Genomic DNA, 23727 nt, shown 5'->3' with positions numbered 1-23727 from the left:
GGCGGTCACCCGGACGCACCCGGCGCTGCTCGTGACGGAGCAGGTGACCCGCGCCCGCGCCGAACTGTCGACGGACTGCCGCACCGCGCACCCGCGAGATCGCCGAGCGGCTCTTCCTCAGCCCCCGCACGGTGGAGACCCACCTGTCCCGCGTCTACCGCAAACTCGACGTCCCGTCCCGGCTCGCGCTGTCCGACCTCCTGCGCCGGACCGGGTGACCGGTCGGCCGGTCGTTCGGTGGTCGTTCGGCGGTCGTTCGGCGGTCGTTCGGTCGGCTAGCGCCTCGCGCGGCGGCGGGCCAGCAGTCCGCCGAGTGCGGCGCCGACCAGCAGGGTGACCAGGAGGACCAGCCACAGCGGGAGGGTGACGGTGGGGATCCACAGCCGGATGCGCACCGAGGCGGTGTTCACCGCGATGAACCAGATCGCCAGCACGCCGAGCACCAGGAAGGCGATCGTCCTGATGCGCACGTCGCGGCCGCCGACCGTCATCGGGGACGGCCGGCCCGCGCTGTTCCTGTTGTCAGCCATGTGGCCCATTATGTGAGCGATGTCGCGATTCGGCCCGTCGGCGGCAGGTGCCCGAGGCTCCGGCGCGCACCCGCCCCCGTCCGCGCCCGTCCGCCCCCGGCGCGCCGGTTCCGGCCGGTCCGGTGCGCTGCCTACGGTGGGGTGGTGACAGATCGTCGACGCAACGGGTACCTGGGGGCGGCGGGCGCGTTCGCCGTCTGCATGGCCGGCACCACGCTGCCCACTCCGCTGTACGGGCTGTACCAGGAGCGGATCGGGTTCTCCGAGCTGATGGTGACGGTGGTGTTCGCCGTCTACGCGCTCGGGGTGATCGGCGTGCTGCTGCTGTTCGGGAACGTCTCGGACGCGGTGGGCCGCCGCCCGGTGCTGCTGTGCGGGCTGGCCTGCGCGGGTGCCAGCGCGGTGGCCTTCCTGGCCGAACAGGGCCTGGCCTGGCTGTTCGCGGGCCGCCTGCTGTCGGGCTTCGCGGCGGGCCTGTTCACCGGCACCGCCACCGCGTACGTCCTGGAGCTGGCCCCGCCCGAACGCCGGGCCAGGGTCGGTTTCGTGGCGACCGCCGCCAACATGGGCGGCCTGGGCTGCGGGCCGTTGCTGGCCGGGCTGCTCGCCCAGTACGCGCCGGGGCCGCTGGTCCTGCCGTTCGCCGTCCACCTGGCCCTGCTGGTGCTCTCCTGGGCGGTCGCCTGGGCGCTGCCGGAAACCGTCGACGGGGCCCGCCCGCTGCGCACCGCCCGGCCCCGGCGGCCCGCGCTGCCGGCCGAGGTGCGCGGGGTGTTCGTGCCCGCCGCGATCGCGGCGTTCGCCGGGTTCTCGCTGCTGGGCGTGTTCACCTCGGTCAGCCCGGCCTTCCTCGCCGAGGACCTGGGGGTGCGCAACCACGCCGCGGTCGGCCTGATCGTCGCCGCCGCGTTCTTCGCCTCCACCGTCGGCCAGTTGCTGGTGCCCCGGCTCGGTGCCCGGCGGGCGATCCCGCTGGGCTGCCTGGTGCTGATCGGCGGCCTCGGCCTGCTCGCCCTCTCGCTCGCCACCGCCACCCTCGTCCCGCTGGTGCTGGCCGCCCTGGTCGGCGGCGCCGGGCAGGGCATGGCGCTGCGCGGCGCGGTCGGCGAGGTCGCGGACGCCGCCCCCGCCCGGCACCGGGGCGGCGTGCTCTCGGCCCTGTTCGTGGTCGCCTACCTGGGCATCTCCATCCCGGTGATCGGCGTCGGCCTGCTGTCCGGCCCGCTCGGCCTGGCCGACGCCGGACTGGTCTTCACCGCCTGCATGGCCGCCCTCGCCGCCGCCTCCGGCGCCTTCCTGCTGCGCCGCGCCCGATCCTCCCCCGCCTCCTGATCGGACGTCACGTCCCGCTGGCACCAACCCACTTGGCTCCCGGATGCGACACTCCCGACCCGTTCGCACCCGTACGGCGACCCCGGCCGGAACGGACCGGCCCGGCCGGATCGGGGCGGCCGGACCGGGGGGCGGCGCTGCTTGCGACGGCGGCACCGGCACCGGCACCGGCGGGCGCGCTGCCCGTCAGGCCGCCGTGACCGACTGCGGGAAGGCGAAGACCCCGTCGGGGTCGTAGCGGCGGGCGGTCCGCTGGAGCCGCGGCAGGTTCGGGCCGTAGTAGGCGCGGCCCCAGTCGGGCAGGGTGGCGTCGATGTAGTTGACGTACGCGCCGGGGGCACCGAGCCGGGCGAGGCCGTCGCGGATCTCGTCGACGGTGGCGCGGACCCGGTCCTCGGTGGCGGGGGTGGCGCCCGCGTAGACCTGGGCGCTGGCGAGCGAGCCGCGGTGCGGGAAGGCCGTCGCGTCGGGGGCGGGTTCGGCGACCGCGCCGCCGAGCGAGTCGAGCAGCAGGTCGACGCCGGTGCGGCCGGTCATCAGCTCGGTGAGCCGGGCCGGGTCCACCGGCCCGGGGCCGAGCATCCGGGAGACCGCGACGAAGCCGGTGCGGGTCAACCGCCCGCCCTCCCAGGTGGGGTGGCACTGGGCGACGGTGTCGTTGGCGCAGCCCGCCATGAACTTCATCGCGCCCAGGTAGTCCTTGGCGGCGACGGTGCGGCCGGTCGGCTGGGTGCCCGCCGCGCGCACCAGGCGGTCGATCTGCCGGTTCGCGCCGTCCGGGTCGCCGACCCAGCAGCCGACGACCTTGCAAGTGGGCGGGTTGCCGCCGGAGATCTGGCAGCTGGCCCAGAGTTCGGGCGGCGCGTCGGCGACCCACTGCTGCCAGGCGCCGAGCACCTGCGGGACGGAGCCGGCCGGGAAGGGCAGGACGAAGACGGTCAGGCCGGGCGCGGGCGGGGTGTCGAAGGTGAACCGGGTGACCACGCCGAAGTTCCCGCCCCCGCCGCCGCGCAGCGCCCAGTGCAGGTCGGGTTCGTGCTCGGCGTCGGCGGTCAGCACGCAGGAGTCGGCGGTGACGACCTCGGCGGCGGTGAGCCGGTCGCAGGTCAGGCCGTACTTGCGGGCCAGCACCCCGATGCCGCCGCCCAGGGTGAGGCCGCCGATGCCCACGGTGGGGCAGGACCCGCCGGGCAGCAGCCGGCCGGCGGCGGCCAGGCCCGCGTAGACCTCGATCAGCCGGGCGCCCGCGCCGACCTCGGCCCTGCCGTCGGGGTCGACCCGGACGGTGTTCAGCGCGCGCAGGTCGATCACCAGGCCCCGGTCCGGGATGCTGTAGCCGAGGTAGCCGTGGCCACCGCTGCGGGCGGCGATCGGGAGGCCGTGGCCGCGCGCCACGTCCAGGCAGGCCCGGACGTCGTCGGCGGAGGCGCACTTGGCGACCGCGCCGGGGAGTTGGCCGTCGTTCAGTTCGTTGAAGCCGAGCCGCGCCGTCCCGTACCCGGGGTCGGCGGGCAGCACCAGCCGGTCGCCGAGCCGTTGCCGCAGCGCCTGCCAGTCCGGCGGCGCGGCCCGCCACCCGCGTTGGCGGGGCGGGAACGCCCGCACCGAGCCCGCGTCCGCGCCGGAGGCCGGACCCGAACCCGGGCCCGAACCCCGGTCCTGCGCGCGGGCCGGGGAGACGCCCGCCGCGAGCCCCGCCCCCAGTGCTCCGCCCACGGTCAGAAAACGACGACGGTCCATTGTCACGACGCACCTTCCTCCCCCGCGCCGGGCGCACGGAGGCTCTGCGCCGATCGTCACGCCCCGCCCCGCCGCCGCCCGGCCGCGGCCCGCCGGAGTGCGTCCGATGGCCCAGCGCGCGTCCGCGCGCGCACGACGCCCCGCCGGGCTCCGCGCGCCGGGGGCTGCCGGCCGGAGCGCCGACCCGAGCCGGTGGACGCGCCGGGCAGCAGGCACAATCGCCGGTATGCGTACTCTTCTCGTCATCGGCATCGGCGCGGGCGACCCCGACCACCTCACCCTGGAGGCGGTCAAGGCGATCGGCCGCACCGACGTGTTCCTGCTGCTCGACAAGCCGGAGGAACGGCAGGACCTGATGCGGCTGCGGCGGGAGATGATCGCCGAGCACGGCCGGGCCGGGCACCGGGTGGTCGAGCTGGTGGACCCGGCGCGGGACCGGTCGGCGGCCGGGTACGCGGAGGCGGTCGAGGAGTGGCGGGAGCGGCGGGCCGACCTGGTGGAGCGGGCCGTGGCCGAGGAGCTCCCGGACGGCGGGACGGGCGCGCTGCTGGTGTGGGGCGACCCGTCGCTGTACGACAGCGTGACCGCCGTGCTGGACCGGGTCCTGGCGCGCGGGCGGACCGGGTTCGGGTACACGGTGGTGCCCGGCGTCAGCAGCGTCTCGGTGCTGGCGGCCCGCCACCGCACCACGCTGACCCGCACCGCGCGGCCGGTGCGGATCACCACCGGGCGGCGGCTGGCCGCCGAGGGCTTCGGGCCGGGCGCCGAGGACGCGGTGGTGATGCTGGACGGGCAGGCCGCGTTCACCGCCATCGACCCGGCGGGCGTGCACATCCACTACGGGGCGTACCTGGGCACCGAGGACGAGATCCTGGTCTCCGGCCCGCTGGCCGAACAGGCCGACCGGATCGCCGAGTTGCGGGCCGAGGCCCGGACCCGCAAGGGCTGGATCATGGACAGCTACCTGCTGCGCCGCACCGACGGCTGAACACCGCCCGGGCACCGGCTGACCACCGTCCGCCGTCCGCCGTTCGCCCGCGCGTCCCACGGACCGGACAGCTGCCGCACTTCGCACCGGAGAACGCCCGGTCCGTTCTACACTGGCCGCGCAACTGGTTCGCCCTGTCCGCCAGGCAGGGCGTCGCAAGAGGGAACCCGGTGGGAATCCGGGACTGCCCCGCAGCGGTGAGTGGGAACGACCGCCGTCATACGCACTGGGTCCGGACGGGCCTGGGAAGCGACGGCCAGTAGGTGCCCGGGAGCGTCGAGCCTCCCCGGGCGGGCCCGCGAGTCCGAAGACCTGCCCGTTGCCCGGGTGCGACCGTTCGCACCCGGTGACCGGTGACCTCGAGGGCGGGTCGGTACGGACACCAGGCGGGCAGGCGCGGTCGAGCGCGGCACCGCCCGGTCTCGGCACCCTTCCGCGCCTCCTGTGCACCGGACCCAGGATCAAGGCTCGCGAGGAGAGTCCCCTTGACTGCGAAGTCCGTAGCCGCGGCAACCGTCCACGGATACCCCCGCCAGGGCGGGAACCGGGAACTGAAGAAGGCCGTCGAGGGCTACTGGCGGGGCACCGTCACCGCCGACGCGCTGCACTCCACCGCCGCCGAACTGCGCTGCGCCAACTGGCGGCAGCTGGCCGGCGCCGGCATCACCGAAGTCCCCACCGGCGACTTCTCGCTGTACGACCACGTGCTGGACACCACGGTCGCCGTCGGCGCGGTCCCGCCCCGGCACCGGGCCGCGTACCAGGCCGACCCGCTGGACGGCTACTTCGCGATGGCGCGCGGCACCCAGCAGGTGGCGCCGCTGGAGATGACCAAGTGGTTCGACACCAACTACCACTACCTGGTGCCGGAGTTGGGCCCGGACACCGTCTTCGCCGCGCACTCCGCCAAGCAGGTCGGCGAACTGCGCGAGGCGCTCGGCCAGGGCTACCGGGCCCGCCCGGTGCTGCTCGGCCCGGTCACCTACCTGCTGCTCGCCAAGCCCGCGCCCGGCGTGGCCGCCGACTTCGAGCCGCTCACCCTGCTGGACCGGCTGCTGCCGGTGTACGCGGAACTGCTGGCCGACCTGCGGGCGGCCGGCGCCGGGTGGGTGCAGCTCGACGAGCCCGCGCTGGTGCAGGACCGCACCCCGGCCGAGCTGAACGCCGCCGCCCGCGCCTACCGGGAGCTGGGCGCGCTCACCGACCGCCCCAGGCTGCTGGTCGCCTCCTACTTCGACCGGCTCGGCGAGGCGCTGATCACCCTGGCCAAGGCCCCCGTCGACGGCCTGGCGCTGGACTTCACCGGCCCGGCGGCGGGCAACCTGACCGACCTGGCGGCCGTCGGCGGCCTGCCCGGCAAGCGGCTGGTCGCGGGGGTGGTCGACGGCCGCAACGTGTGGATCAACGACCTGGAGAAGTCCCTCGCCACCCTGGCGACCCTGCTCGGCCTGGCCGACACGGTGGACGTCGCCCCCTCCTGCTCACTGCTGCACGTCCCGCTGGACACCGCCGCCGAGCGCGACCTCGACCCGCAGATCGGCCGCTGGCTGGCCTTCGCCCGGCAGAAGGCCGCCGAGACCGCCCTGCTGGCCCGCGCCCTGCGCGAGGGCACCGCCGCCGTCACCGCCCAACTCGCCGCCAACCGGGCCGACCTGGCCTCCCGCGCGGCCTCCCCGATCACCCGCGACCCGGCGGTCCGGGCCAGGGCCGCCGCCGTCACCGAGGCCGACATCCGCCGCGACGCCCCGTACGCCGTCCGCGCCGCGGCGCAGAAGGCCCGGCTCGGCCTGCCGCTGCTGCCCGCCACCACCATCGGCTCCTTCCCGCAGACCGCCGAACTGCGCTCCGACCGCGCCGAGTTGAACGCCGGACGGATCGACGCGGCGGACTACCGCAAGCGGATGGAGGCCGAGGTCCGCGAGGTGGTCGCCTACCAGGAGCGGGCGGGCCTGGACGTGCTGGTGCACGGCGAGCCCGAACGCAACGACATGGTGCAGTACTTCGCCGAGCAGCTCACCGGCTACCTGGCCACCCGGCACGGCTGGGTGCAGTCCTACGGCACCCGGTACGTGCGTCCGCCGGTGCTGGCGGGCGACATCTCCCGCCCGCACCCGATGACAGTCGACTGGTACCGCTTCGCGCAGGGCCTCACCGACCGCCCGGTCAAGGGCATGCTGACCGGCCCGGTCACCATGCTGGCCTGGTCGTTCGTCCGCGACGACCAGCCGCTGGCCGACACCGCCCGGCAGGTCGCCCTCGCCCTGCGCGACGAGGTGGCGGACCTGGAGGCGGCGGGCGCCGCCGTGATCCAGGTCGACGAGCCCGCGCTGCGCGAGACGCTGCCGCTGCGGCGCTCCGGCTGGCCCGCGTACCTGGACTGGGCCACCGACGCGTTCCGGCTCACCACCTCCGGGGTCCGCGCCGACACCCAGGTCCACACCCACATGTGCTACGCCGAGTTCGGCGACATCCTGCGCGCCATCGAGGAGTTGGACGCGGACGTGATCTCGCTGGAGGCCGCCCGCTCGCACATGCAGGTGGCGCGCGAACTCGCCGAGGCGGGCTACCTCGCCGAGGTCGGCCCGGGCGTGTGGGACATCCACTCCCCGCGCGTCCCCTCCCCCGAGGAGGCGCTGGAACTGCTGCGGGCCGGGCTGGCCGCGATCCCCGCCGAGCGCCTCTGGGTCAACCCGGACTGCGGCCTGAAGACCCGCGGCTGGACCGAGACCCGGGCCTCGATCGACAGCCTGGTCGCCGCCGCCCGCACCCTGCGGGCAGAACTGACCGGCTGACGTCCCGCCCGCGACGGACGGGCCCGGAACGCCGACGGGCCGGCACGCACCGCATGCGGTGCGTGCCGGCCCGTCGGGCGCGCCGCTAGCGGGCGGCGGGGGCCGCCGTGGCGGTCGGCTCGGCGGTGCGGGCCGGCTTGGGCAACAGGAGCCGCTCGGCCAGGTGGCCGAAGAGCAGGCCGAAGGACAGCCAGAGGGTGAGCTGGATGGCCAGGGCCGCGACCCGGAACTGCCAGAGCAGGGTGGCGGAGAAGTCCTCGGGGACTTCGTTGATCGCGGGCAGCAGGACGTACCCGAGACCGATCAACACGGCGTAGCCGAGCCCGGCCACGACCGTGGCGTTCCAGTTGCCCAGCCGCGGGGCGAGCTGCTTGCCGGCCACCACGGCGGCGACGGCGAGCAGCACGCTCAGCAGCATCATCAGGAAGTACAGGGTGGTGCGCTTGCCGATGGTGTCCGGGTCGCCCACCGACGGCGGATTGGCCGGGTACTTGAGGAACGGGACGAGGTAGACGGAGGCCAGCGCCGCGCCGGAGAGCAGCAGGGCGGCGGCCCGGGGGCCGAAGCGGCCGGTGCGGCCGAGGGCGAAGCAGTACGCGAGGGCGGCGATGCCGCCGAGCGCGATGCCGTAGACCAGGATGCCGGTGGCCAGGCCCGCGGTGGACTGGAGGGTGCGGCTGACCAGTTCCTCGCCGTGCTCGTGGCTGTGGGAGTCCTCGAAGGCGATCGCGGCGTCCACCCGGGGTTCGCCGAGCAGGTAGGCCACGATCAGGGCGAGGACGCCCGCGCCGAGCCCGGCGAGCATGCCGCGGACCAGCAGGTTTCTGACGATGTGGGAATTCATGTGCGCGGGTGCTCGCTTCTTCTGCCGGAGCGGATCAGTGGCAGGGGAAGCCGAGCAGGTGCCGGCCGTCGTGCACCCACTCGTGCACGCTCTCGCCGGAGAGCAGCGAGGTGGCGCCCTGTTCGGCGCCGACGAAGTAGAGCAGGGTGAGCAGCAGGATGCCGAAGAAGACCGCCCAGGGCGCGATCGCCTTGACGGAGAGGGGGGTGATGGCCGGCGTGGCGGCGGGCGCTATGGGGTGAGCCATGGCCGTGTGACCTCCTTGCGGGAACTCGCGTCCCGGTCGTGTGGAGCAGGGTCGACGGAGGCGGGTCTGACTTCCCGTCGGCCGCCTGGGCGGCTCCGGGTTCACAGTGGCGCGACCGTGCCGGGCTCTCACCGGACTTCCACGCACCGTCGTTGATGTGGACTTGTTCGCCGAGAAGGTACCGTTCCCGGGCGGGCCCCGCCAGGGGCGCGGCACGCCATGCTACCAATGCGTGCACGAATGGTCCCCGGGAGGGAGGCGCTGTGGAGCTCCGGGTGATGTTGGTCGCACCGGCACCCGCCGGGTCGACGGCGGGCCGCCCCCCGACGCCCGGACGGTGTGCGCACGGTCGGTGCACGTCCGACCGGTGCACGTCCGACCGGCGCGCGTACGGCCGGTGGGTGCCCGGCCGGTGCGCGTCCGGCCGGTGGGCGGCATGACCACGGGAGTCCGAACGGTCCGGGTGGCCCTGATCGCCCCGGCGCTCGGCGCGGAGCTGCGCGGGGCGCGGTTCGGGGACGACCACCCGCTGACGGAGGCCGAACTGGCCCCGGCCCGCGCCCTCGCCGCGCCCCGGGCCGACCGCGTCCTGTCCGCGCCCTCTCCGCGCTGTCGGCAGACCGCCGGGGCGCTGGGCCTGGTTCCGGACGCTGTCGAGCCCGCGCTGGCGGACCTGGACGCGGGCGCCTGGCGCGGCCGTCCGCTCGCCGAACTCGCCGCCGCCGAACCGCGGTCGCTCGCCGCCTGGCTGTCCGACCCGGGCTTCGCCCCGCCCGGCGGCGAGTCCGTCACCGCCCTGCTGGCCCGGGTCGGCCGCTGGCTGGACGCCCTGCCCGCCGACACCGGCCACCTGCTGGCCGTCGCCGAACCGGCCGCCGTCCGGGCCGCCGTGGTGCACGCCCTGGCCCTGCCGCCCGCCGCGTTCTGGCGCCTGGACGTCGCCCCCCTCACCGCCACCCACCTCAGCGGACGCGCCGCCCGCTGGAACCTGCGCTGCGGCGCCCCCCTGACCGCAGCCACCTGACGGGCCATCAACTCCCTTGTCCACCAGGGGGAGTGACGACCTTCGTCCACCGCGCCGGGCATTCGGCCGGCCACCCTTCCCGCCGACCCGCACGGCCCGACCGCCCATCCGGCGCGCCGCCACCCCCCGCGCCACCCGGCGCGGCCGGTCAGGCGGTGCGCCCGGCGGTCGACCCCGCGGGTGCACCGGATCGGCCGGATCGGGCCGGTGCGCCGCCTAACGCCCCCGAACCGTGACCTGACCGCGCGTCAATTCCCGCTCCGGTGCCGTATTGTCGCCGTCCTCAGCCGTCCTCAGCCGGACGCGGCCGTATCCGCCGTTCCGGGCGGGGGGACGTCCGGCCGTACGGGTCGGCGGGAACGACGGGAGGGACACGGGTGCGGACGCGGACACGGTCGACGGCGGTGCTTCCGACGGGGTGCGGCTGGTGACGGCCGTGGACGGCCTCCCGCCGGCGGCTGCCGAACCGGGCGCGGAGCAGCGGGAGTTCGCCGAGGAGCTGCGGGCGCTCTGCCGCGGCCTGGACGCCCCGGAGGTGGACGGTGTGGCCGCCCGCTGCGGACTGGGCCCGGACGCGCTCGCCGACTTCCTCGCGGCCGTGCGGATTCCGCCGTGGGAGTTCGTCGAGGCGCTGCTCGACACCCGGGTCGCCGCCCGCGCCGACGTCCCCGCGCCGGAGTGCGCCCGGGCGCGGCTGCGCCGGTCGCGGATGGCCGCGCTGCGGGTCGCCCGGCCGATCGGCCGGGCCGTCTGCCAGCTCGAAGGTCAACTGCACGCCGCCGAACGGGAGATGCAGGAGGCGGACGAGGAGGCCGAGCAGGCCGAACGCGCGCTGTCCCGCGACCGTCGGGCCCTCGCCGGGTCACCGCCCGCGCACCCCGGACACTCGGACGACCCTGAACAGCCCGACGACCCCGGACGCGCCGCCCTCGCCGAACGCGTCGCGCTGCTCGCCGAGCGGTCCGATCGGGCCCGCGAACAGTCCGCCCGGGCCGCGGCCCGCCACGCCCTGCTGCGCCGCCAACTCGCCCTGGTGGAACGCCAGCAGGGCACCACGGCCGCCCCGCCCGGACCCACCGGCGGCTCCCCGACGGACGGCGACGGCCACAGCGACGGGGACGGGGACGGGGACGGACCGCCGCCGAAGATCCTGCTGGTGGACGACCGCCGCGAGAACCTGGTCGTCCTGGAGGCCCTGCTCGGCCCGCACGGCCACCAGCTGGTCTCCGCGACCTCCGGCCCCGACGCGCTGCGCGCGCTGATGGAGCCGGACGGCTACGCCGCGATCCTGCTGGACGTGCAGATGCCCGGCATGGACGGCTACGAGACCGCCGCGCACATCCGGAGCCGGGCCCGCACCCGCGACATCCCGATCGTCTTCGTCACCGCCATCGGCAGCGGCCCCGACCACGCGATGCGCGCCTACGCCGCGGGCGGCGCCGACTTCATCCCCAAGCCGGTCGACCCCTGGGCGGTACGGGCGAAGGTCGCCTCCTTCGTCGAACTGCACCGCGCCCGCCCCACCGACAGCTGACCCCACCGGCCCCCTCCGGAAGGTTTCACCCGGTGCCGTTCCCCGCCCCGCGCCCCGCCCCGGGTTAGCGTGGCGCGGTGAACGACACCCAGACCGACCGCGGCGGCGCCCGGCCCGACGGCGACGGCGACGGCCAGTACGACGGCCACTACGACGACGACGGCATGGTGCGGGTGCGCGGTGCCCGGGTGCACAACCTGCGGGACGTGTCGGTGGCCGTCCCGCGCGGCGCGGTGGTCGCGTTCACCGGCGTGTCCGGCTCGGGCAAGTCCTCGCTGGCCTTCGGCACGCTGTTCGCCCAGGCCCAGCACCGCTACCTGGAGTCCGTCTCGCCCTACGCCCGCCGCCTGCTGCGCCAGGTCGAGGCCCCACAGGTGGACGCGGTGACGGGCATGCCCCCGGCCGTCGCCCTGGAGCAGCGCCGCTCCGTGCCGTCCTCCCGGTCCTCGGTCGGCACCATCAGCACCATGTCCAACCTGCTGCGGATGCTGCTCTCCCGCTGCGGCGACTACCCGCCGGGCGCGTCCCGGCTGGACTCCGACGCGTTCTCGGCGAACACCCCGGCGGGCGCCTGCCCGGAGTGCCACGGGCAGGGCGTGCTGCACCGGGTGACGGCGCGTTCGCTGGTGCCCGACGACTCGCTGTCGATCCGGCAGGGCGCCGTCGCGTCCTGGCCCGGCGCCTGGCAGGGCAAGAACCTGCGCGACATCCTGGGCGCGCTCGGCCACGACCTGGACCGGCCCTGGCGCGAACTGCCGGCCGCCGAACGGGAGTGGATCCTGTTCACCGACGAGCAGCCGGTGGTCACCGTCCACCCCGAGCGCGAGCCCGGCCGCGTCCAGCGCCCCTACCGGGGCAAGTACAGCAGCGCCCGCCGCCTGGTCCTGAAGTCCTTCGCCGAGTCCCGCAGCGAGGCCGCCCGCACCCGGGCCGCCGCCTTCCTGGAGCAGTCCACCTGCCCGAACTGCCACGGCCACCGGCTGCGCCCCGAGGCGCTGGCCGTCACCTTCGCGGGCCTGCCGATCACCGGCCTGGCCGCTCTCCCGGCCGCCCGCCTGGCCGACCTGCTGCGCCCGTACACCGCCGGGGACGGCCCCGCCGGGCTGATCACCGCCGACCTCACCGACCGCCTCACCGCCCTGTCCCGGCTCGGCCTCGGCTACCTCTCGCTCGACCGCGCCGCCCCCACCCTGTCCACCGGCGAGCTCCAACGCCTGCGCCTGGCCACCCAGTTGCGCTCCGGCCTGTTCGGCGTGGTGTACGTCCTGGACGAGCCCTCGGCGGGCCTGCACCCGGCCGACACCGAGGCGCTGCGGCGCGTCCTGGCCGAGCTGCGGGCCGCGGGCAACTCGGTGTTCGTGGTCGAGCACGACATGGCGGTGGTGCGCGGCGCGGACTGGCTGGTGGACGTCGGCCCGGCCGCGGGCTCCGGCGGCGGACACGTCCTGTACAGCGGCCCGGTGGACGGCCTGCGCGCGGTGGACGACTCCGCCACCCGCCGCTTCCTGTTCGACCCGCCGCCCCCGCCGCCCTCCCGCAACCGCGCCCCCTCCGGGGTGCTGCGCCTGCGCGGCGTCACCCGGCACAACCTGCGCGGCGTCGACGTGGACGTGCCGCTGGGCGTGCTGACCGCCGTCACCGGCGTCTCGGGCGCGGGCAAGTCGACGCTGCTCGCCGCGGCGGCGGCCGAAGCCGCCGGCTCCCACCGCGTGGTGACCTTCGACCAGACCCCGCTGGGCCGCACCCCGCGCTCCAACCTGGCCACGTACACCGGCCTGCTGGACACCGTCCGCAAGCTGTTCGCCGCCACCGAGGAGGCGAGGGCGCGCGGCTACGGCGCGGGCCGGTTCTCCTTCAACGTGGCCGCCGGACGCTGCCCGACCTGCGAGGGCGCGGGCGCGATCGAGGTCGAGCTGCTGTTCCTGCCCACCGCGTGGAGCCCCTGCCCGGACTGCCACGGCAGCCGCTACAACCCGCGGACCCTGGAGATCAGCTACCGCGGCGCCACCATCGCCGACGTCCTCGCCCGCACCGTCGACGAGGCCGCCGCCTTCCTCGCCGACGTCCCGCCCGCCCACCGCGTCCTGACCACCCTCCAGCAGGTCGGCCTCGGCTACCTGCGGCTGGGCCAGCCCGCCCCCGAACTCTCCGGCGGCGAGGCGCAACGCGTGAAGCTCGCCGCCGAACTCCAGCACGCCCGGCGCACCCGCACCCTCTACCTGCTGGACGAACCCACCACCGGCCTGCACCCCGCCGACAGCGAGCGGCTCACCGCCCAGCTCCACCACCTGGTCGACGCGGGCGCCACCGTCCTGGTCGCCGAACACGACCTTGACCTGATCGCCGGCGCCGACCACGTCATCGACCTCGGCCCCGGCGGCGGCGACACCGGCGGCCGCGTCCTCGCCACCGGCACCCCCACCACCCTCGCCACCTCCCCCGGCAGCCGCACCGCCCCGTACCTGGCGGAGCGCCTCGGCCTGCCCTGACCTGCCGCTCCGACGGCCGACGGCCGACGGCAGGGGCCCGCGCGGTCGTCACGCGGGCCCTTCGACTCCCTTTCCGGCAGGCTCAGTTGGCGAGGCTGAAGTCCCCGCCCACCGGGGCTGCGATCTTGTCGACGCCGGTCAGGGCGGTCAGCGTGATGACGGGGGTGCTGCTCTCGGTGGTGGTGCCGTTGCCGAGTTGGCCGGAGCCGTTGGCGCCCCAGGAGTGGACGGTGTTGTCGCCGAGCAGCACGATGGTGTGCTCGCGGCCGCCCGCGACCAGTTGGACGCCCTTGATGCCGGGCACCGGGACGGGGGTGATGCGGTAGTCGGTGGTGCCGTCGCCGATCTGGCCGGAGGTGTTCTGGCCCCAGGACTTGAGCTTGTTGTCGCTGTCGGTGACGGCCAGGCTGTGGTTGCAGCCCGCGGCGATCTGCGAGACGCCGCCGAGCCAGATGCCCTGGGTGTCGACGGGCGTGTAGCGGTTGATGGTGCTGTTGTCTCCGAGCTGGCCGGTCGCGTTGTAGCCCCAGGCTTTGACGGCGTTGCCGCTGGTGGGCCTGGTGCCGCCGCTGGGCGGGCCGACCAGGGCCAGGTTGTGGTTGCAGCCGGCCGCGATCTTGGTGACGCCGGCGAGTCCGCCGACCGGGGAGGGTACGTTGCGGCTGGCGGAAGTGCCGTCGCCGAGTTGCCCGTTGATGTTGTAGCCCCAGGCCCAGACGGTGCCGTCCTCGCGCAGCGCGAGGCTGTGGTTGAGTCCGGCGGCGATCGCCACCACCTTGTTGAGTCCCTCGACCCGGACCGGGACGCTGCTGTCCGTGTTGGTGCCGTTGCCGAGCTGCCCGTAGTTGTTGCGGCCCCAGGCGACCACGGTCTGGTCGTCGAGCAGGGCGAGGCTGTGCCAGCCGCCGGCCGCGACGTCGCGGGCGCTGGAGAGGTTGACGACCTGTCCGGGCGCGTTGTGGCTGAACACGCTGCCGTCGCCGAGCTGCCCGGAGCCGTTGGCGCCCCAGGACTGCACGGTGCGGTCGGTGAGCAGCGCCAGCCCGTGCCCGGTGGCGGAGCCGCCGCCACCGGCGGCGATCTTGACGACCTCCGCGCTGGTCAGGCCGAGCACGGTGGTGGCGGTGGTGCGGAAGTCGGTCCAGGTGCCGTCGCCGAGCTGCCCGGACCGGTTGTTGCCCCAGGCCTTGAGCCGCTTCTCCTGCGCGTGCGCGGTCCCGGCGGGCACGGCGGTCAGGCTGAGCGCGGTGAGCGCGGCCAACCCGGCGGCGAGAGCGGGACGCAGGGCAGCAGGACGCAGGGCAGGACGCAGGGCGGGGCGCGGCCGGGCGCGGCGGGCGGCGGCGGACTGGGTGGACGTCATGGGGTGCCTTCCTCGGGTCCTCGATGGGGTGCGGTCAGCGCGCGAGGCTGAAGTTGCCGTTGCTCGGCGCGGAGATCAGGGAGACGCTGCCGGACTTGGCGAGCACCTGGACGGGGGTGTTGCGCTGGGTGGTGGTGCCGTCGCCGAGCTGGCCCTTGTCGTTCAGCCCCCAGGCCTGCACGGTGCCGTCGGCGAGCACGGCCAGGTTGTGCGCGGAGCCGGCGGCGATCGCCTCGACGCCGGAGACCCCGGGGACGGGCACGCTGGTGTTGCGCTGGGTGGTGGTGCCGTCGCCGATCTGCCCCTTGTCGTTGGCGCCCCAGGCGCGCAGCGTGTGGTCCTGGAGCAGGGCCAGGGTGTGGGCGGCCCCGGCGGACAGCTCGGTGACGTCGGTCAGCTCCTGCACGGGCACGGGGTAGGGCTTGTTGACGACGGTGTCGTCGCCGAGCTGGCCCTTGTCGTTGGCGCCCCAGGCGTAGACGTGGCCGTCGGCGAGCAGCGCGAGGGCGTGGCCGGCGCCCGCGGTGACGCCCTTGACGGTGGTCAGGCCGGGGATGGTCATCGCGGTGGTGCGGGTGGCGGGGGTGGGCGCGGGGACGGGCGCGGTGGAGCTGACGGGCACCGGGGTGACGCCGAGCTGGCCCTTGTCGTTGTTGCCCCAGGTCTTGACGGTGCCGTCCTTGAGCAGCGCCATGCTGAAGGTGTCCCCGGCGGCGATCGCCTTGACGTCGGAGAGCCCGGCGACGGTGACGGGCAGGTTGGTGTTGACGACGGTGCCGTCGCCGAGCTGGCCCTTGTCGTTGGCGCCCCACGCCTTGACGGTGCCGTCCTTGAGCAGGGCGAGGGCGTGCGAGCCGCCGGCCGCGACGGCCTCGACGCCGGTCAGTCCGGCGACCAGTCCGGGCACCGCCGCGTCCTCGGTGGCGCTGGTGGTGCCGTTGCCGAGCTGGCCCTTGTCGTTGCGGCCCCAGGCTTCGACGGTCCCGTTGCCGAGCAGCGCGAGCGCGAACCCGGTGACGGTGGTGCCGCTGGTGGTGCCGCCGGCGGCGATCCCGTTGAGCTCGGCCCCGGCCATGCCGACCACCGAGGCGGGGGTGAGCCGCTGGGTCTTGACGGTGCCGTCGCCGAGCTGCCCGTTGGCGTTGTTGCCCCAGGCGCGCAGCCGCAGGTCGTAGGCGGACGCGGTGCCGCCCGGCAGGGCGGTGGTGCACACCAGGGTCAGGCCCGCCACCAGCGCGGGCAGGGTGGCGGCGGGCAGCTGGCGCAGCTTGCGGTGCATCGGTGGTTCCTCCATGGACAGGGGCGTGCGGGGCGTACGGGAGGTGCGGGGCGTACGGGAGGTGCGGGACCTGCGGGATGCGGGCCGGCGGCGTCAGGGGGCGGGCCGGACGGGCGTGCCGGGGACGGCGCGCTCGACGGGACCGCCCTGGGCGAACCGTCCGGGCGGGGGCTGGACGGGGCGGTTCTCGTCGACCGGCCGGTGCGCGCCGTGCGGCGCGGGGCCGGCCGGCATCGCGGGGCCGGCGGACGCCGTGGGGCGGGCGTTCGGCGCGGTCTCCGACGCGGCGGCCGGGGGCGCGGCGAGCAGGGCGGCGAGCAGGCAGGGGGCGGTGGCCGCGAGCAGGGCGGCGGTTCGGGTCTGGGGTGTCATCGGGGCCTCGTGGTCACGGTCGGGGCGTGGCGCGGCGCGGCCCGGTGGGGCGTGCGGCGGCAACCCGACTCCGGTCGAAGTCGAAATGATGATCCGATCGCCGGGATACCTAACCCGGCACCACCGGGTTCGTGCGGACACGGACCGCTTTCCATGCCAACGGCCCATCCGCTCCTCCGACCGCCCCCCGTTCGGTCCGCCATCGGTTGCGGTGCGTAGTCGAGCCGCCCAGCATGGCCAGGGATCTTGATCGTCAGCTGCCTTGACCTGACGTCAACCAATCGGCTCTGTAGCAGAGTTCAGGGAGGAACCCGTTGCTCCGGACCTCATCGGCCAGACTCCTGGCCATCACCCTCAGTAGCTGCGCCGCCCTGGCCGCACCGGCCCCGGCGGGCGCGGAGGACACCGAGCCGGCCGTCGTGGTCAACGGCACCTTCGTCTCCCCGAAGGTGACGCCCGGGCAGAACTGGGAGCGCCTCACCATCGACGGGTGGGACGGCCCCGGCCTGCTCTCCGCCGGCCGCGCCAACCACCCGCGGGGCTACCAGGCCGCCTTCCTGGCCTCCCCCGACTCGGCCACCCCCCTCAGCACCCGGCTGCGCGCCGTCCGCGCGGGCGCCACGGTCACCCTCACCTGGGACGACAACCCCGACACCTGTGTGGGCAAGGGCGTCGCCCGGCGCAGCTACACGGTCTCGGTCGCGGGCGACGCCAACCAGCCGGGCGCGTTCGCCACCAACGAGCCCACGGGAAGGGCGAACTGGTTCATCGGCCGGTCCTACTCCTTCACCGCGGCCGAGGACTCGCCCAGGGTCACCTTCTCCTTCGACGCCTCCAACCCCACCCCGAGCTGCCAGCCGTCGATCACCGACGTGGCCGCCCGGCAGACCGCCCCGACGGCCCCGCCGAAGGGCGCCACCGACCCGTGCTCGGGCGGTACCGCGGGCGGCTCGCAGTGCGCGGACGTCGGCGGTGCCGAGGAGGAGATCGCCAAGTGCCCGGCCACCGACCGCGACTGCCTGGCCGCGGTGACGGGGGACGGACAGCAGACCGAGGACGGCATCGACCAGCAGACCACCGCCGTCCAGGACTTCGGCGACATCCCGCGCGAGGAGAGCCCGGACGCCGCCGCCCAGGGCCTCTGCCCGCTGTCCAACGCCCTGACCGACGGCCTCCCGCCCTCGTCCATGGTCATCCCACCGAGCCAATGGGGTCCGTGCTGATGCTCCGTCAATTCCCTTACATCAAAGGTTCGGTGCTGCTCGCCGCCGCCCTCGCGCTGACCGCACCGGCACCCGTCGCGCACGCCGCCGACACGGTCGACGCCACCGTCCCGAACGGCACCTTCGCCGACCCCGTCGCACCCGACAACGGCACCCAGGCCGGGCACGCCGACTGGTCGCCCGACCGCACCGGCGTGGTGTTCGGCAAGGGGCTGGCCCAGCACCCGCAGGGCTACCAGGCGGCCTCGCTGAACTGGAACGGCGCGCCGCTGTCCCTGCGCACCCGGCTGTGGGGCGTCAGGAAGGGCTCCACCGTCACACTCACCTGGGACGACAGCCCGAGCACGTACCGCAGTTGCACGCCGGAGCAGGTCAAGGACGGCCAGACGTACAACGTCTCGCTGATCGTCGACGGTCCGGCGCCCGACCCGCAGGTCACCACCGCGGGCAGCGACAGCGTCGGCACCGCCAACTGGACGACGGGGCGCGCCTTCTCCTTCACCGCGACCGAGGACAACCCGATGGTGTCCTTCGACTCGGCGGAGCCCGCCGGGGCGATGTCCTGCGGCCCGCTGATCACCAACGTGGCCGCCAAGCAGACGCCCGCGCCCGTCGACCGGAAGGTCCGCAAGGAGCAACTGCCGCCCCCGAAAGCGTACCGCGGCAACGACCCGCTGGAGCCGGGCGTGGCGGTGGACGACTGCGAGGGATCGCCGACCGCCTGCACCTTCACGGTCGACCGGCGCTACTCGTACCAGTACTACGGGCAGACCCGGATCGTCGGCGAGGTGTACCTGAACTGCACCCGCAACGCGGTCACCGACGACCGGAAACTGGAGGTCACCGAGCCGCCGTACGACAGCCTCACCCAGTACTACGCGCTGAAGGGCGCGCCGCTGCTGCCCAGCCGCTCCGACCTGTCGCAGAGCCGGCCGAACGTGGCGGCCCAGGTCGCGGCGGGCTTCGGCGTGGCGGGCGGGAACACCGCGGCGGTGTCCACCAGCAACCCGCTGACCTGGTCGCGGACCACCAGCAAGCCGCTGGACCCGGTGATCCAGCCCGGCGAGGTGAGCTGGATCGAGGTGCAGCCGGCCCGCGAACGGGTGGTCGGCTCGTTCACCAACTCCCGCAACGGCTACCGGCTGGACGCCACCTTCGACGTCCCGGCGACCGCGCTGCCGGACCGCTACTACCAGCGCACCGGCCCGCTCACCGAGGTCGAACTCCAGCGCTGCGGCGCCAGCCGGCCCACCGCCGACACCCCCGACAACGCGGCCGGCCCGGACAAGCGCCTGACCCCGCTGGACGCCCCACCGGCCGGCCTGGCCACCCGCGCCGTCCCGCTCACCCCCTGAACCGCTCCACCCGCCGGACCACTGAACTACCGCGCCACCGGATCGCTCCACCACCATCCGTCCTCCGCAAGCCGATCGGTCACCCGGTGCTCTCAACGCCGTTCAGTCGCCGCCCTGTTCACCGACCCCAGGAGCAACCCGTGCCGTCCACCCGCCTGTTGGCCCTCCCGCTCGGCGCCACCCTCGTCCTCACCGCCCCGTGGCCGGCCGGGGCGGCGAACACCGCCCCGGTGGCGGTGGAGAACGCGACGTTCTCCTCCCCCACCGTGCAGACCGGCACCTGGGCCACCGGCGTCGACGGCTGGACCGGCCCGACCGGCGTCGCCTCCACCACCCGCTCCGCCCACCCGCAGGGGCTCCAGGCCGCCACCCTGGGCTGGGGCGGCAGGGCGGTCTCGCTCAGCACCCGGCTGCGCGGCGTCCGGGCCGGCGCGAGCGTCACCCTCAGCTGGGACGACAACCCCGACACCTGCGCCGCCTCCGGCTCCGGCCCGCGCTCCTACACGGTGACCGTCGCGGGCGCGGCCAACACCCCCGGCAGCTTCGCCACCAAGGACCCCGCCGCGAGGGCCGACTGGTACACCGGCCGCACGTACACCTTCACCGCCGCCGAGGACTCCCCGCAGATCACCTTCACCAACACCGCCGCCACCAACCCCGGTTGCGGCCAGCTGATCACCAACGTCCAGGCCGCCCAGACCCCGCCGCCCGCCGCCGCCCCCGCCCCCGCGACCTCCGACCCCTGCGCGGGCGACGGCGCGAGCACCCCGGCCTGCGCCACCGACGCGGCCAACAAGGAGAAGATCGAGGACTGCCCGGCCACCAGCCGCCAGTGCCTGGAGGGCGTCGCGGGCAAGGGCGAGAAGGAGCACGCCGGGATCGACCAGCAGACCCAGGCCCTCGACGACTTCACCCACACCCCGCGCGACCAGGACCCGAACACGGCCCTCGGGCCGCTCTGCCAGGTCGCCGACCTGCACACCGGCAACCTCGAACCGGGCGACACCGTCCTCGCCCCCGGCACCTGGTGGTACTGCTGAACGTCCCCCGCCCTCCCGCGCAACGGCGTCGGGCCCGGTCAGTCGGTCCGGGCCCACTCCCGGCCGTCCGTCAGCCGGTACCGCGCCCGCGGGCGCTCACCGGCCGGGTGCGGGGCACCCTCGTACACGCCCTCCTCGGCACCGGGCAGGGCCCGTTTCGGGCGCAGGGTCAGGCAGTAGTCCTTGGCGTCGAAGGTCTGGGCGACCACGGTGCTGATGTTGCTGCTGGACGGGCTGGTCACCAGGATGTTCTTGACCGTCGTGCCGGTGTCGTCGACCGACAGCACGCCGACCGTCCGGGTCATCGCGCTGAGCATGCCGAACTGCAGCTCGTCGCCGATGCCGACGGTGAACTTCACCTGGGTGGTCTCGGTGTTGGTGCGCTTCCACTCGTGCGAGTAGGCGGCCTTGAAGGCGAGCTCGAAGGCCGCGGTGGCGCTCAGCTTGAGCTGGCCCGCGGCGGTGGCGCTGCCGCTGACGCTGGTCGAACTGCCGCTGCTGGTGTCGGTGTTGGGGCCGGTGTCCTTGGGCGCGGTCTGGTCGGTGTGCGAGGTCTCGGTCTTGCTGGAGCCCGCCGCCGTCCCGGACACGTCGGTGGTGTTGTCGATCGTTCCCTCGACGGTGGCCGAGCCGGAGATCTCGCCGGCCAGGTTGTCGGTGGTGCTCGACTCCAGCACCACCGTGCGGTAGACGTCGATCTTCTTGTTGGTGCAGTTGATGACGGTGTTGCCGACCGAGACCACGGCGGCGGTCCGCTCGGCCGCCAGTCCGGGGAGGAACCGGAAGCTGCACCCGTAGTCGCGCCCGCAGCCGTGCGCGACGGCGACGGCGTCCGGCAGCGGGGTGTCGCCGTCGAAGGCCTGCGCCACCAGCTCCTCGACGGCCGCCTGCGGGGCCTGCGGCGACACCGCCGCCCCGTCCGCGAAGGCCGCTCCGGAGGCCGGTCCGCCGACCGTCAGCAGTGCGGCGGCCAACGCCGCGCCCCGCTTCACCGCTTGCTCCAAGTGCCATCGGCGGTACGGGTGTACACCGCGTCCGGCACCCGCCCCGGCGGCTCCGGCGCCACCTCCAGCGGGCCCGGCCCCGCCACCGCCCGGCCCGGCGGGCGCAGCGACAGGCAGACGTCCGGGCGGGAGAAGGTCTGCGCGACGATGGAGCTGGCGGTGGCGACGGACGGGCTGTCCACCACCACGTTCTTGATGAACCGCCCGGTGTGGTTCACCGACAGGACGCCGACCACCCGGGTGACGGCGGTGAGCGCGCCGAACTGGATCTCGTCGTTGGCGGACACGGTGAACACCACCCGGGTGGACTCGCTGACGGAGGCTTGCCACTGCTTGGCGTAGGACGCCTGGAAGGCCAGCTCGAAGCCGGCCTTGGCACCCAGGTGGAGGGCGTTGGAGCCGGCCACGGTGCCGGTGGCCTCGGTGCTGTCCTGGAACTTGTCCTCGGTGGACGGCCCCTTGTCCTTGTTCGGCCCGTACTGGGTGGTGCCGTTGGTCGTGCCCGCCGTCAGGCTGCCCTGCGCGGAGGCGGTCACCGTGGTGTCGATGCTGCCGGTGACCGTGGCCTTGCCGGAGATCGAGCCGCTGATGTTGTCGGTGCTGCTGCTGGCCACCGTCAGGGTGCGGTCGATCTCCATGTCGTCGCCGGTGCAGTTGATCGCCGCGTTGCCGATCGAGGCGACCGCGCTGCCGAACAGCCCGACGACCCGGTCCGTCACCCGGAACGTGCAACTGCCGGGCCGGTCGCACTGCCCGGCGACCTCGGCGGGCGAGGCCAGCCGGGTCTCGCCGTCGTACGCCTCGGGCTCCGGCATCGGCGGCAGCACCGTCCTGCCGAACGCCCCGGCCCCTCCGGCCCCTCCGGCCCCTCCCGGGGCCTCCGCCGCCCCGTCAGCCTCCGTGCTGGTGGCGGTGGCGGCGGCAGCGGCCGGTAGGGCGAACGGCGCCAGGACGAGCGGCCCGGCCAACCCGGCGGCCAGCCCGGCCAGTGCGGCCCCGGGCACCAGGGCGGCGTACCGGCCCGTCCTGCGGACCGGTCGCGGGCATGCGGAACCAACCACGGATGCGCTCCTCACTCGTCGACGACCCCCGTACCGAGCCGTCCGAGCGGACCCCGGGCCCGCGGACGGCCCCCCTCGGCCCATCCTCCGTGAGCTTCGGATCGCGGGCGAACGGTCGTCGTCGCGGGTGCGCCATTCGATGGGCCGTCACCCGGTGGGACGTCGGCACCGGCTCGCGGCCACCGGAACGCCGGCCGGCTCCGGGTCGGCCCGCAACTCGGCGGCGGTGCGGACACGTTCCCCGTCGTCCCACGACACCGCGGACTCTCCGAACGGACGACGGACGACGGACGACGGCAGACGGTTCGGCCCCGCCGTCCCAGCAAGCACCGCGTCACACCACCGGACCGCCCGCCCGCTCGGCGGCCTCCTGCGCGGCCATCACCTCGTCGCCGTGCTCGAAGGCCCACGCGCCGAAGGCGTCGATGGCGGGCAGCAGGCTGCGTCCCAGCGCGGTGAGTTCGTAGGCCACGCCGGGACGGTCGGGGCGCGGCGGGTGGCGGTCGACCAGGCCGTTGTACTGGAGGCGGCGCAGCGTCTCGGTGAGCACCTTGGAGCTGATCCCGCCGATCCGTTCGCGCAGCTCGACGGGCCGGTACGGGCCCTCGCGCAACGCCCAGAGCAGGACGGCGTTCCAGGTGTGGGAGAGCAGGTCGAAGGCGAGGCGGGCCCGGCAGTCGGCGAGCAGCGGATCGGTGGTCACGTACCGAATGGTGCCCGACCGCCTCCCTAGGCTCGCATCCGAGGCCGCCGCCTTCACGCGGCCGTCACCCACGGGATCACACGGAACGGACGGGAGTCAGTCGATGCGGATCGGCATTCTGGGCACGGGCGCCATGGCGGACGCGCTGGGCACCCACTGGGCACGGGCCGGGCACCGGCTCACCGTCGGCGGGCGCGACCTGGCCCGGGCCCGGCGCGCCGCCGACCGGATCGGGGCGGGGGCCCGCTCCGGCGACCTGCGCGCGGCGGTGGCGGACGCCGAAGTCGTGCTGGTCGCGCTGCCGTTCGGCGCGGGCACGGAGGTCGTCCGGGAGCTGGCCGAACCGCTCGCGGGGCGGACCCTGGTCGACTGCACCAACCCGGTCGGCCCCGGCTTCCGCCTGCTGACCGGCCACGGTCCTTCCGCCGCCGAGCAGTTGGCGTCCGCCGCGCCCCGCGCACAGGTGGTGAAGGCGTTCAACCTGTGCCACGAGGACGTCTGGCGGATGCGTCCGCCGGTCTTCGACGGCCGCCCGCTCACCGTCCCGCTGTGCGGCGACGACCCCGGGTCCCTGGCCCGGGTATCCGCCCTGGTCGCGGACCTGGGCTGCACCCCGGCCCTCGCCGGCGGCCTCGACCGGGCCGGGCTGCTGGAGGCCACCGCCGCCCTCTTCATCGGCCTGTGGGTCGGCACGGGCGCGGACGTCCAGGCGATCGCGCCCCCGCTCGCCTACGCCTCCGGGCCCGCCCGCGAGTCCGACTGACCGGTCGGCACCCGGCGCCCGTCATCCGTCACCCGCCGCCCCGT

The 23727-nt window shown here is 75.1% G+C and carries 21 protein-coding genes and 1 riboswitch; of the genes, 11 read left to right on the top strand and 10 right to left on the bottom strand.

The window, feature by feature from the left end; all coding sequences use genetic code 11:
- Positions 1-98 precede the first annotated feature (98 nt).
- On the top strand, positions 99-218 hold the full coding sequence (locus tag ACIP60_RS16075; RefSeq protein WP_400685354.1) for a LuxR C-terminal-related transcriptional regulator: 120 nt from the start codon (positions 99-101) through the stop codon (positions 216-218).
- Between the two features lie 57 nt (positions 219-275).
- Here the strand turns inward: ACIP60_RS16075 and ACIP60_RS16070 are convergent, their stop codons facing one another.
- Positions 276-530 carry a lipopolysaccharide assembly protein LapA domain-containing protein gene (locus ACIP60_RS16070; protein WP_400684322.1) on the bottom strand — a complete coding sequence of 85 codons (255 nt, stop codon included), beginning with the start codon at positions 528-530 and terminating at the stop codon, positions 276-278.
- Positions 531-671: 141 nt separating this feature from the next.
- Here ACIP60_RS16070 and ACIP60_RS16065 point away from each other — a divergent pair, with 141 nt between their 5' ends.
- The gene (locus ACIP60_RS16065) at positions 672-1862 is read left to right on the top strand and encodes an MFS transporter (RefSeq protein ID WP_400684320.1); all 1191 of its coding nucleotides are present in this window, start codon (positions 672-674) and stop codon (positions 1860-1862) included.
- A gap of 186 nt (positions 1863-2048) precedes the next feature.
- On the opposite strand, the gene ACIP60_RS16060 is transcribed toward ACIP60_RS16065, so the two are convergent.
- Positions 2049-3578 (bottom strand): FAD-binding oxidoreductase, encoded by a 1530-nt coding sequence (locus ACIP60_RS16060; RefSeq protein ID WP_400684317.1) that lies wholly within the window; start codon positions 3576-3578, stop codon positions 2049-2051.
- Between the two features lie 250 nt (positions 3579-3828).
- On the opposite strand from ACIP60_RS16060, the gene cobF reads away from it, so the two are divergent.
- Both cobF and metE read left to right on the top strand, forming a co-directional pair.
- Positions 3829-4590: a precorrin-6A synthase (deacetylating) gene (gene cobF / locus ACIP60_RS16055; RefSeq protein ID WP_400684315.1), complete on the top strand. Its 762-nt coding sequence runs from the start codon at positions 3829-3831 to the stop codon at positions 4588-4590.
- Between the two features lie 108 nt (positions 4591-4698).
- A riboswitch (cobalamin riboswitch) is annotated at positions 4699-4925 on the top strand.
- 150 nt (positions 4926-5075) lie between these two features.
- A complete protein-coding gene (gene metE / locus ACIP60_RS16050) occupies positions 5076-7382 on the top strand; it encodes a 5-methyltetrahydropteroyltriglutamate--homocysteine S-methyltransferase (protein ID WP_400684313.1) in 2307 nt (768 codons plus the stop codon).
- A gap of 85 nt (positions 7383-7467) precedes the next feature.
- On the opposite strand, the gene ACIP60_RS16045 is transcribed toward metE, so the two are convergent.
- Complete coding sequence (locus ACIP60_RS16045; protein ID WP_400684310.1) at positions 7468-8226, bottom strand: CbtA family protein; 759 nt, start codon at positions 8224-8226, stop codon at positions 7468-7470.
- Between the two features lie 34 nt (positions 8227-8260).
- Positions 8261-8473, bottom strand: a complete 213-nt coding sequence (locus ACIP60_RS16040) for a CbtB-domain containing protein (protein ID WP_100839145.1) — start codon at positions 8471-8473, stop codon at positions 8261-8263.
- A gap of 436 nt (positions 8474-8909) precedes the next feature.
- Between ACIP60_RS16040 and ACIP60_RS16035 the strand changes: the two genes are divergently transcribed.
- The 3 genes from ACIP60_RS16035 to ACIP60_RS16025 all read left to right on the top strand — a co-directional run bounded on the left by ACIP60_RS16035 (position 8910) and on the right by ACIP60_RS16025 (position 13520).
- Positions 8910-9497 carry a histidine phosphatase family protein gene (locus ACIP60_RS16035; RefSeq protein WP_400684308.1) on the top strand — a complete coding sequence of 196 codons (588 nt, stop codon included), beginning with the start codon at positions 8910-8912 and terminating at the stop codon, positions 9495-9497.
- 427 nt (positions 9498-9924) lie between these two features.
- Positions 9925-11031 carry a two-component system response regulator gene (locus tag ACIP60_RS16030; protein WP_400684306.1) on the top strand — a complete coding sequence of 369 codons (1107 nt, stop codon included), beginning with the start codon at positions 9925-9927 and terminating at the stop codon, positions 11029-11031.
- Positions 11032-11195: 164 nt separating this feature from the next.
- Positions 11196-13520: an ATP-binding cassette domain-containing protein gene (locus tag ACIP60_RS16025; protein ID WP_400685352.1), complete on the top strand. Its 2325-nt coding sequence runs from the start codon at positions 11196-11198 to the stop codon at positions 13518-13520.
- 82 nt (positions 13521-13602) lie between these two features.
- On the opposite strand, the gene ACIP60_RS16020 is transcribed toward ACIP60_RS16025, so the two are convergent.
- The 3 genes from ACIP60_RS16020 to ACIP60_RS16010 all read right to left on the bottom strand — a co-directional run bounded on the left by ACIP60_RS16020 (position 13603) and on the right by ACIP60_RS16010 (position 16534).
- Entirely contained in the window at positions 13603-14883 is a 1281-nt protein-coding gene (locus tag ACIP60_RS16020; protein WP_400684304.1) for an RCC1 domain-containing protein, read from the bottom strand.
- A gap of 34 nt (positions 14884-14917) precedes the next feature.
- Positions 14918-16162, bottom strand: coding sequence for an RCC1 domain-containing protein (locus ACIP60_RS16015; protein WP_400684303.1), 1245 nt, complete (start codon positions 16160-16162; stop codon positions 14918-14920).
- Positions 16163-16255: 93 nt separating this feature from the next.
- Entirely contained in the window at positions 16256-16534 is a 279-nt protein-coding gene (locus ACIP60_RS16010) for a hypothetical protein (protein WP_400684302.1), read from the bottom strand.
- A gap of 314 nt (positions 16535-16848) precedes the next feature.
- On the opposite strand from ACIP60_RS16010, the gene ACIP60_RS16005 reads away from it, so the two are divergent.
- The 3 genes from ACIP60_RS16005 to ACIP60_RS15995 all read left to right on the top strand — a co-directional run bounded on the left by ACIP60_RS16005 (position 16849) and on the right by ACIP60_RS15995 (position 20152).
- Positions 16849-17757, top strand: a complete 909-nt coding sequence (locus ACIP60_RS16005; RefSeq protein WP_400684299.1) for a hypothetical protein — start codon at positions 16849-16851, stop codon at positions 17755-17757.
- Positions 17757-19112, top strand: a complete 1356-nt coding sequence (locus ACIP60_RS16000) for a hypothetical protein (RefSeq protein ID WP_400684296.1) — start codon at positions 17757-17759, stop codon at positions 19110-19112. Before ACIP60_RS16005 ends, ACIP60_RS16000 begins: the two co-directional genes overlap by 1 nt.
- Before the next feature lie 140 nt (positions 19113-19252).
- Positions 19253-20152 carry a hypothetical protein gene (locus ACIP60_RS15995; protein ID WP_400684294.1) on the top strand — a complete coding sequence of 300 codons (900 nt, stop codon included), beginning with the start codon at positions 19253-19255 and terminating at the stop codon, positions 20150-20152.
- Positions 20153-20190: 38 nt separating this feature from the next.
- On the opposite strand, the gene ACIP60_RS15990 is transcribed toward ACIP60_RS15995, so the two are convergent.
- From ACIP60_RS15990 to ACIP60_RS15980, 3 genes are all read right to left on the bottom strand, one after another.
- Positions 20191-21144 carry a hypothetical protein gene (locus ACIP60_RS15990; protein ID WP_400684291.1) on the bottom strand — a complete coding sequence of 318 codons (954 nt, stop codon included), beginning with the start codon at positions 21142-21144 and terminating at the stop codon, positions 20191-20193.
- Positions 21141-22217: a hypothetical protein gene (locus ACIP60_RS15985; RefSeq protein ID WP_400684289.1), complete on the bottom strand. Its 1077-nt coding sequence runs from the start codon at positions 22215-22217 to the stop codon at positions 21141-21143. The genes ACIP60_RS15990 and ACIP60_RS15985 overlap by 4 nt, the downstream gene beginning before the upstream one ends.
- 334 nt (positions 22218-22551) lie before the next feature.
- Positions 22552-22920 carry a winged helix-turn-helix transcriptional regulator gene (locus ACIP60_RS15980; RefSeq protein WP_400684287.1) on the bottom strand — a complete coding sequence of 123 codons (369 nt, stop codon included), beginning with the start codon at positions 22918-22920 and terminating at the stop codon, positions 22552-22554.
- Between the two features lie 103 nt (positions 22921-23023).
- On the opposite strand from ACIP60_RS15980, the gene ACIP60_RS15975 reads away from it, so the two are divergent.
- Entirely contained in the window at positions 23024-23683 is a 660-nt protein-coding gene (locus ACIP60_RS15975) for an NADPH-dependent F420 reductase (protein WP_400684285.1), read from the top strand.
- Positions 23684-23727 lie beyond the last annotated feature (44 nt).

The sequence above is a fragment of the Kitasatospora sp. NPDC088783 genome (assembly GCF_044750705.1).
Taxonomy (GTDB): Bacteria; Actinomycetota; Actinomycetes; order Streptomycetales; family Streptomycetaceae; genus Kitasatospora; species Kitasatospora fiedleri.
Note: the sequence above shows the minus strand (reverse complement) of the source record. Positions and strands in the feature narration are given on the sequence as shown.

Coding starts and splice junctions, on each gene's coding strand:
- ACIP60_RS16070 (WP_400684322.1), bottom strand. CDS start 530: ATGGCTGACAACAGGAACAGCGCGGGCCGGCCGTCCCCGATGACGGTC.
- cobF (WP_400684315.1), top strand. CDS start 3,829: ATGCGTACTCTTCTCGTCATCGGCATCGGCGCGGGCGACCCCGACCAC.
- ACIP60_RS16045 (WP_400684310.1), bottom strand. CDS start 8,226: ATGAATTCCCACATCGTCAGAAACCTGCTGGTCCGCGGCATGCTCGCC.
- ACIP60_RS16040 (WP_100839145.1), bottom strand. CDS start 8,473: ATGGCTCACCCCATAGCGCCCGCCGCCACGCCGGCCATCACCCCCCTC.
- ACIP60_RS16035 (WP_400684308.1), top strand. CDS start 8,910: ATGACCACGGGAGTCCGAACGGTCCGGGTGGCCCTGATCGCCCCGGCG.
- ACIP60_RS16025 (WP_400685352.1), top strand. CDS start 11,196: ATGGTGCGGGTGCGCGGTGCCCGGGTGCACAACCTGCGGGACGTGTCG.
- ACIP60_RS16020 (WP_400684304.1), bottom strand. CDS start 14,883: ATGACGTCCACCCAGTCCGCCGCCGCCCGCCGCGCCCGGCCGCGCCCC.
- ACIP60_RS16015 (WP_400684303.1), bottom strand. CDS start 16,162: ATGCACCGCAAGCTGCGCCAGCTGCCCGCCGCCACCCTGCCCGCGCTG.
- ACIP60_RS16010 (WP_400684302.1), bottom strand. CDS start 16,534: ATGACACCCCAGACCCGAACCGCCGCCCTGCTCGCGGCCACCGCCCCC.
- ACIP60_RS16000 (WP_400684296.1), top strand. CDS start 17,757: ATGCTCCGTCAATTCCCTTACATCAAAGGTTCGGTGCTGCTCGCCGCC.
- ACIP60_RS15975 (WP_400684285.1), top strand. CDS start 23,024: ATGCGGATCGGCATTCTGGGCACGGGCGCCATGGCGGACGCGCTGGGC.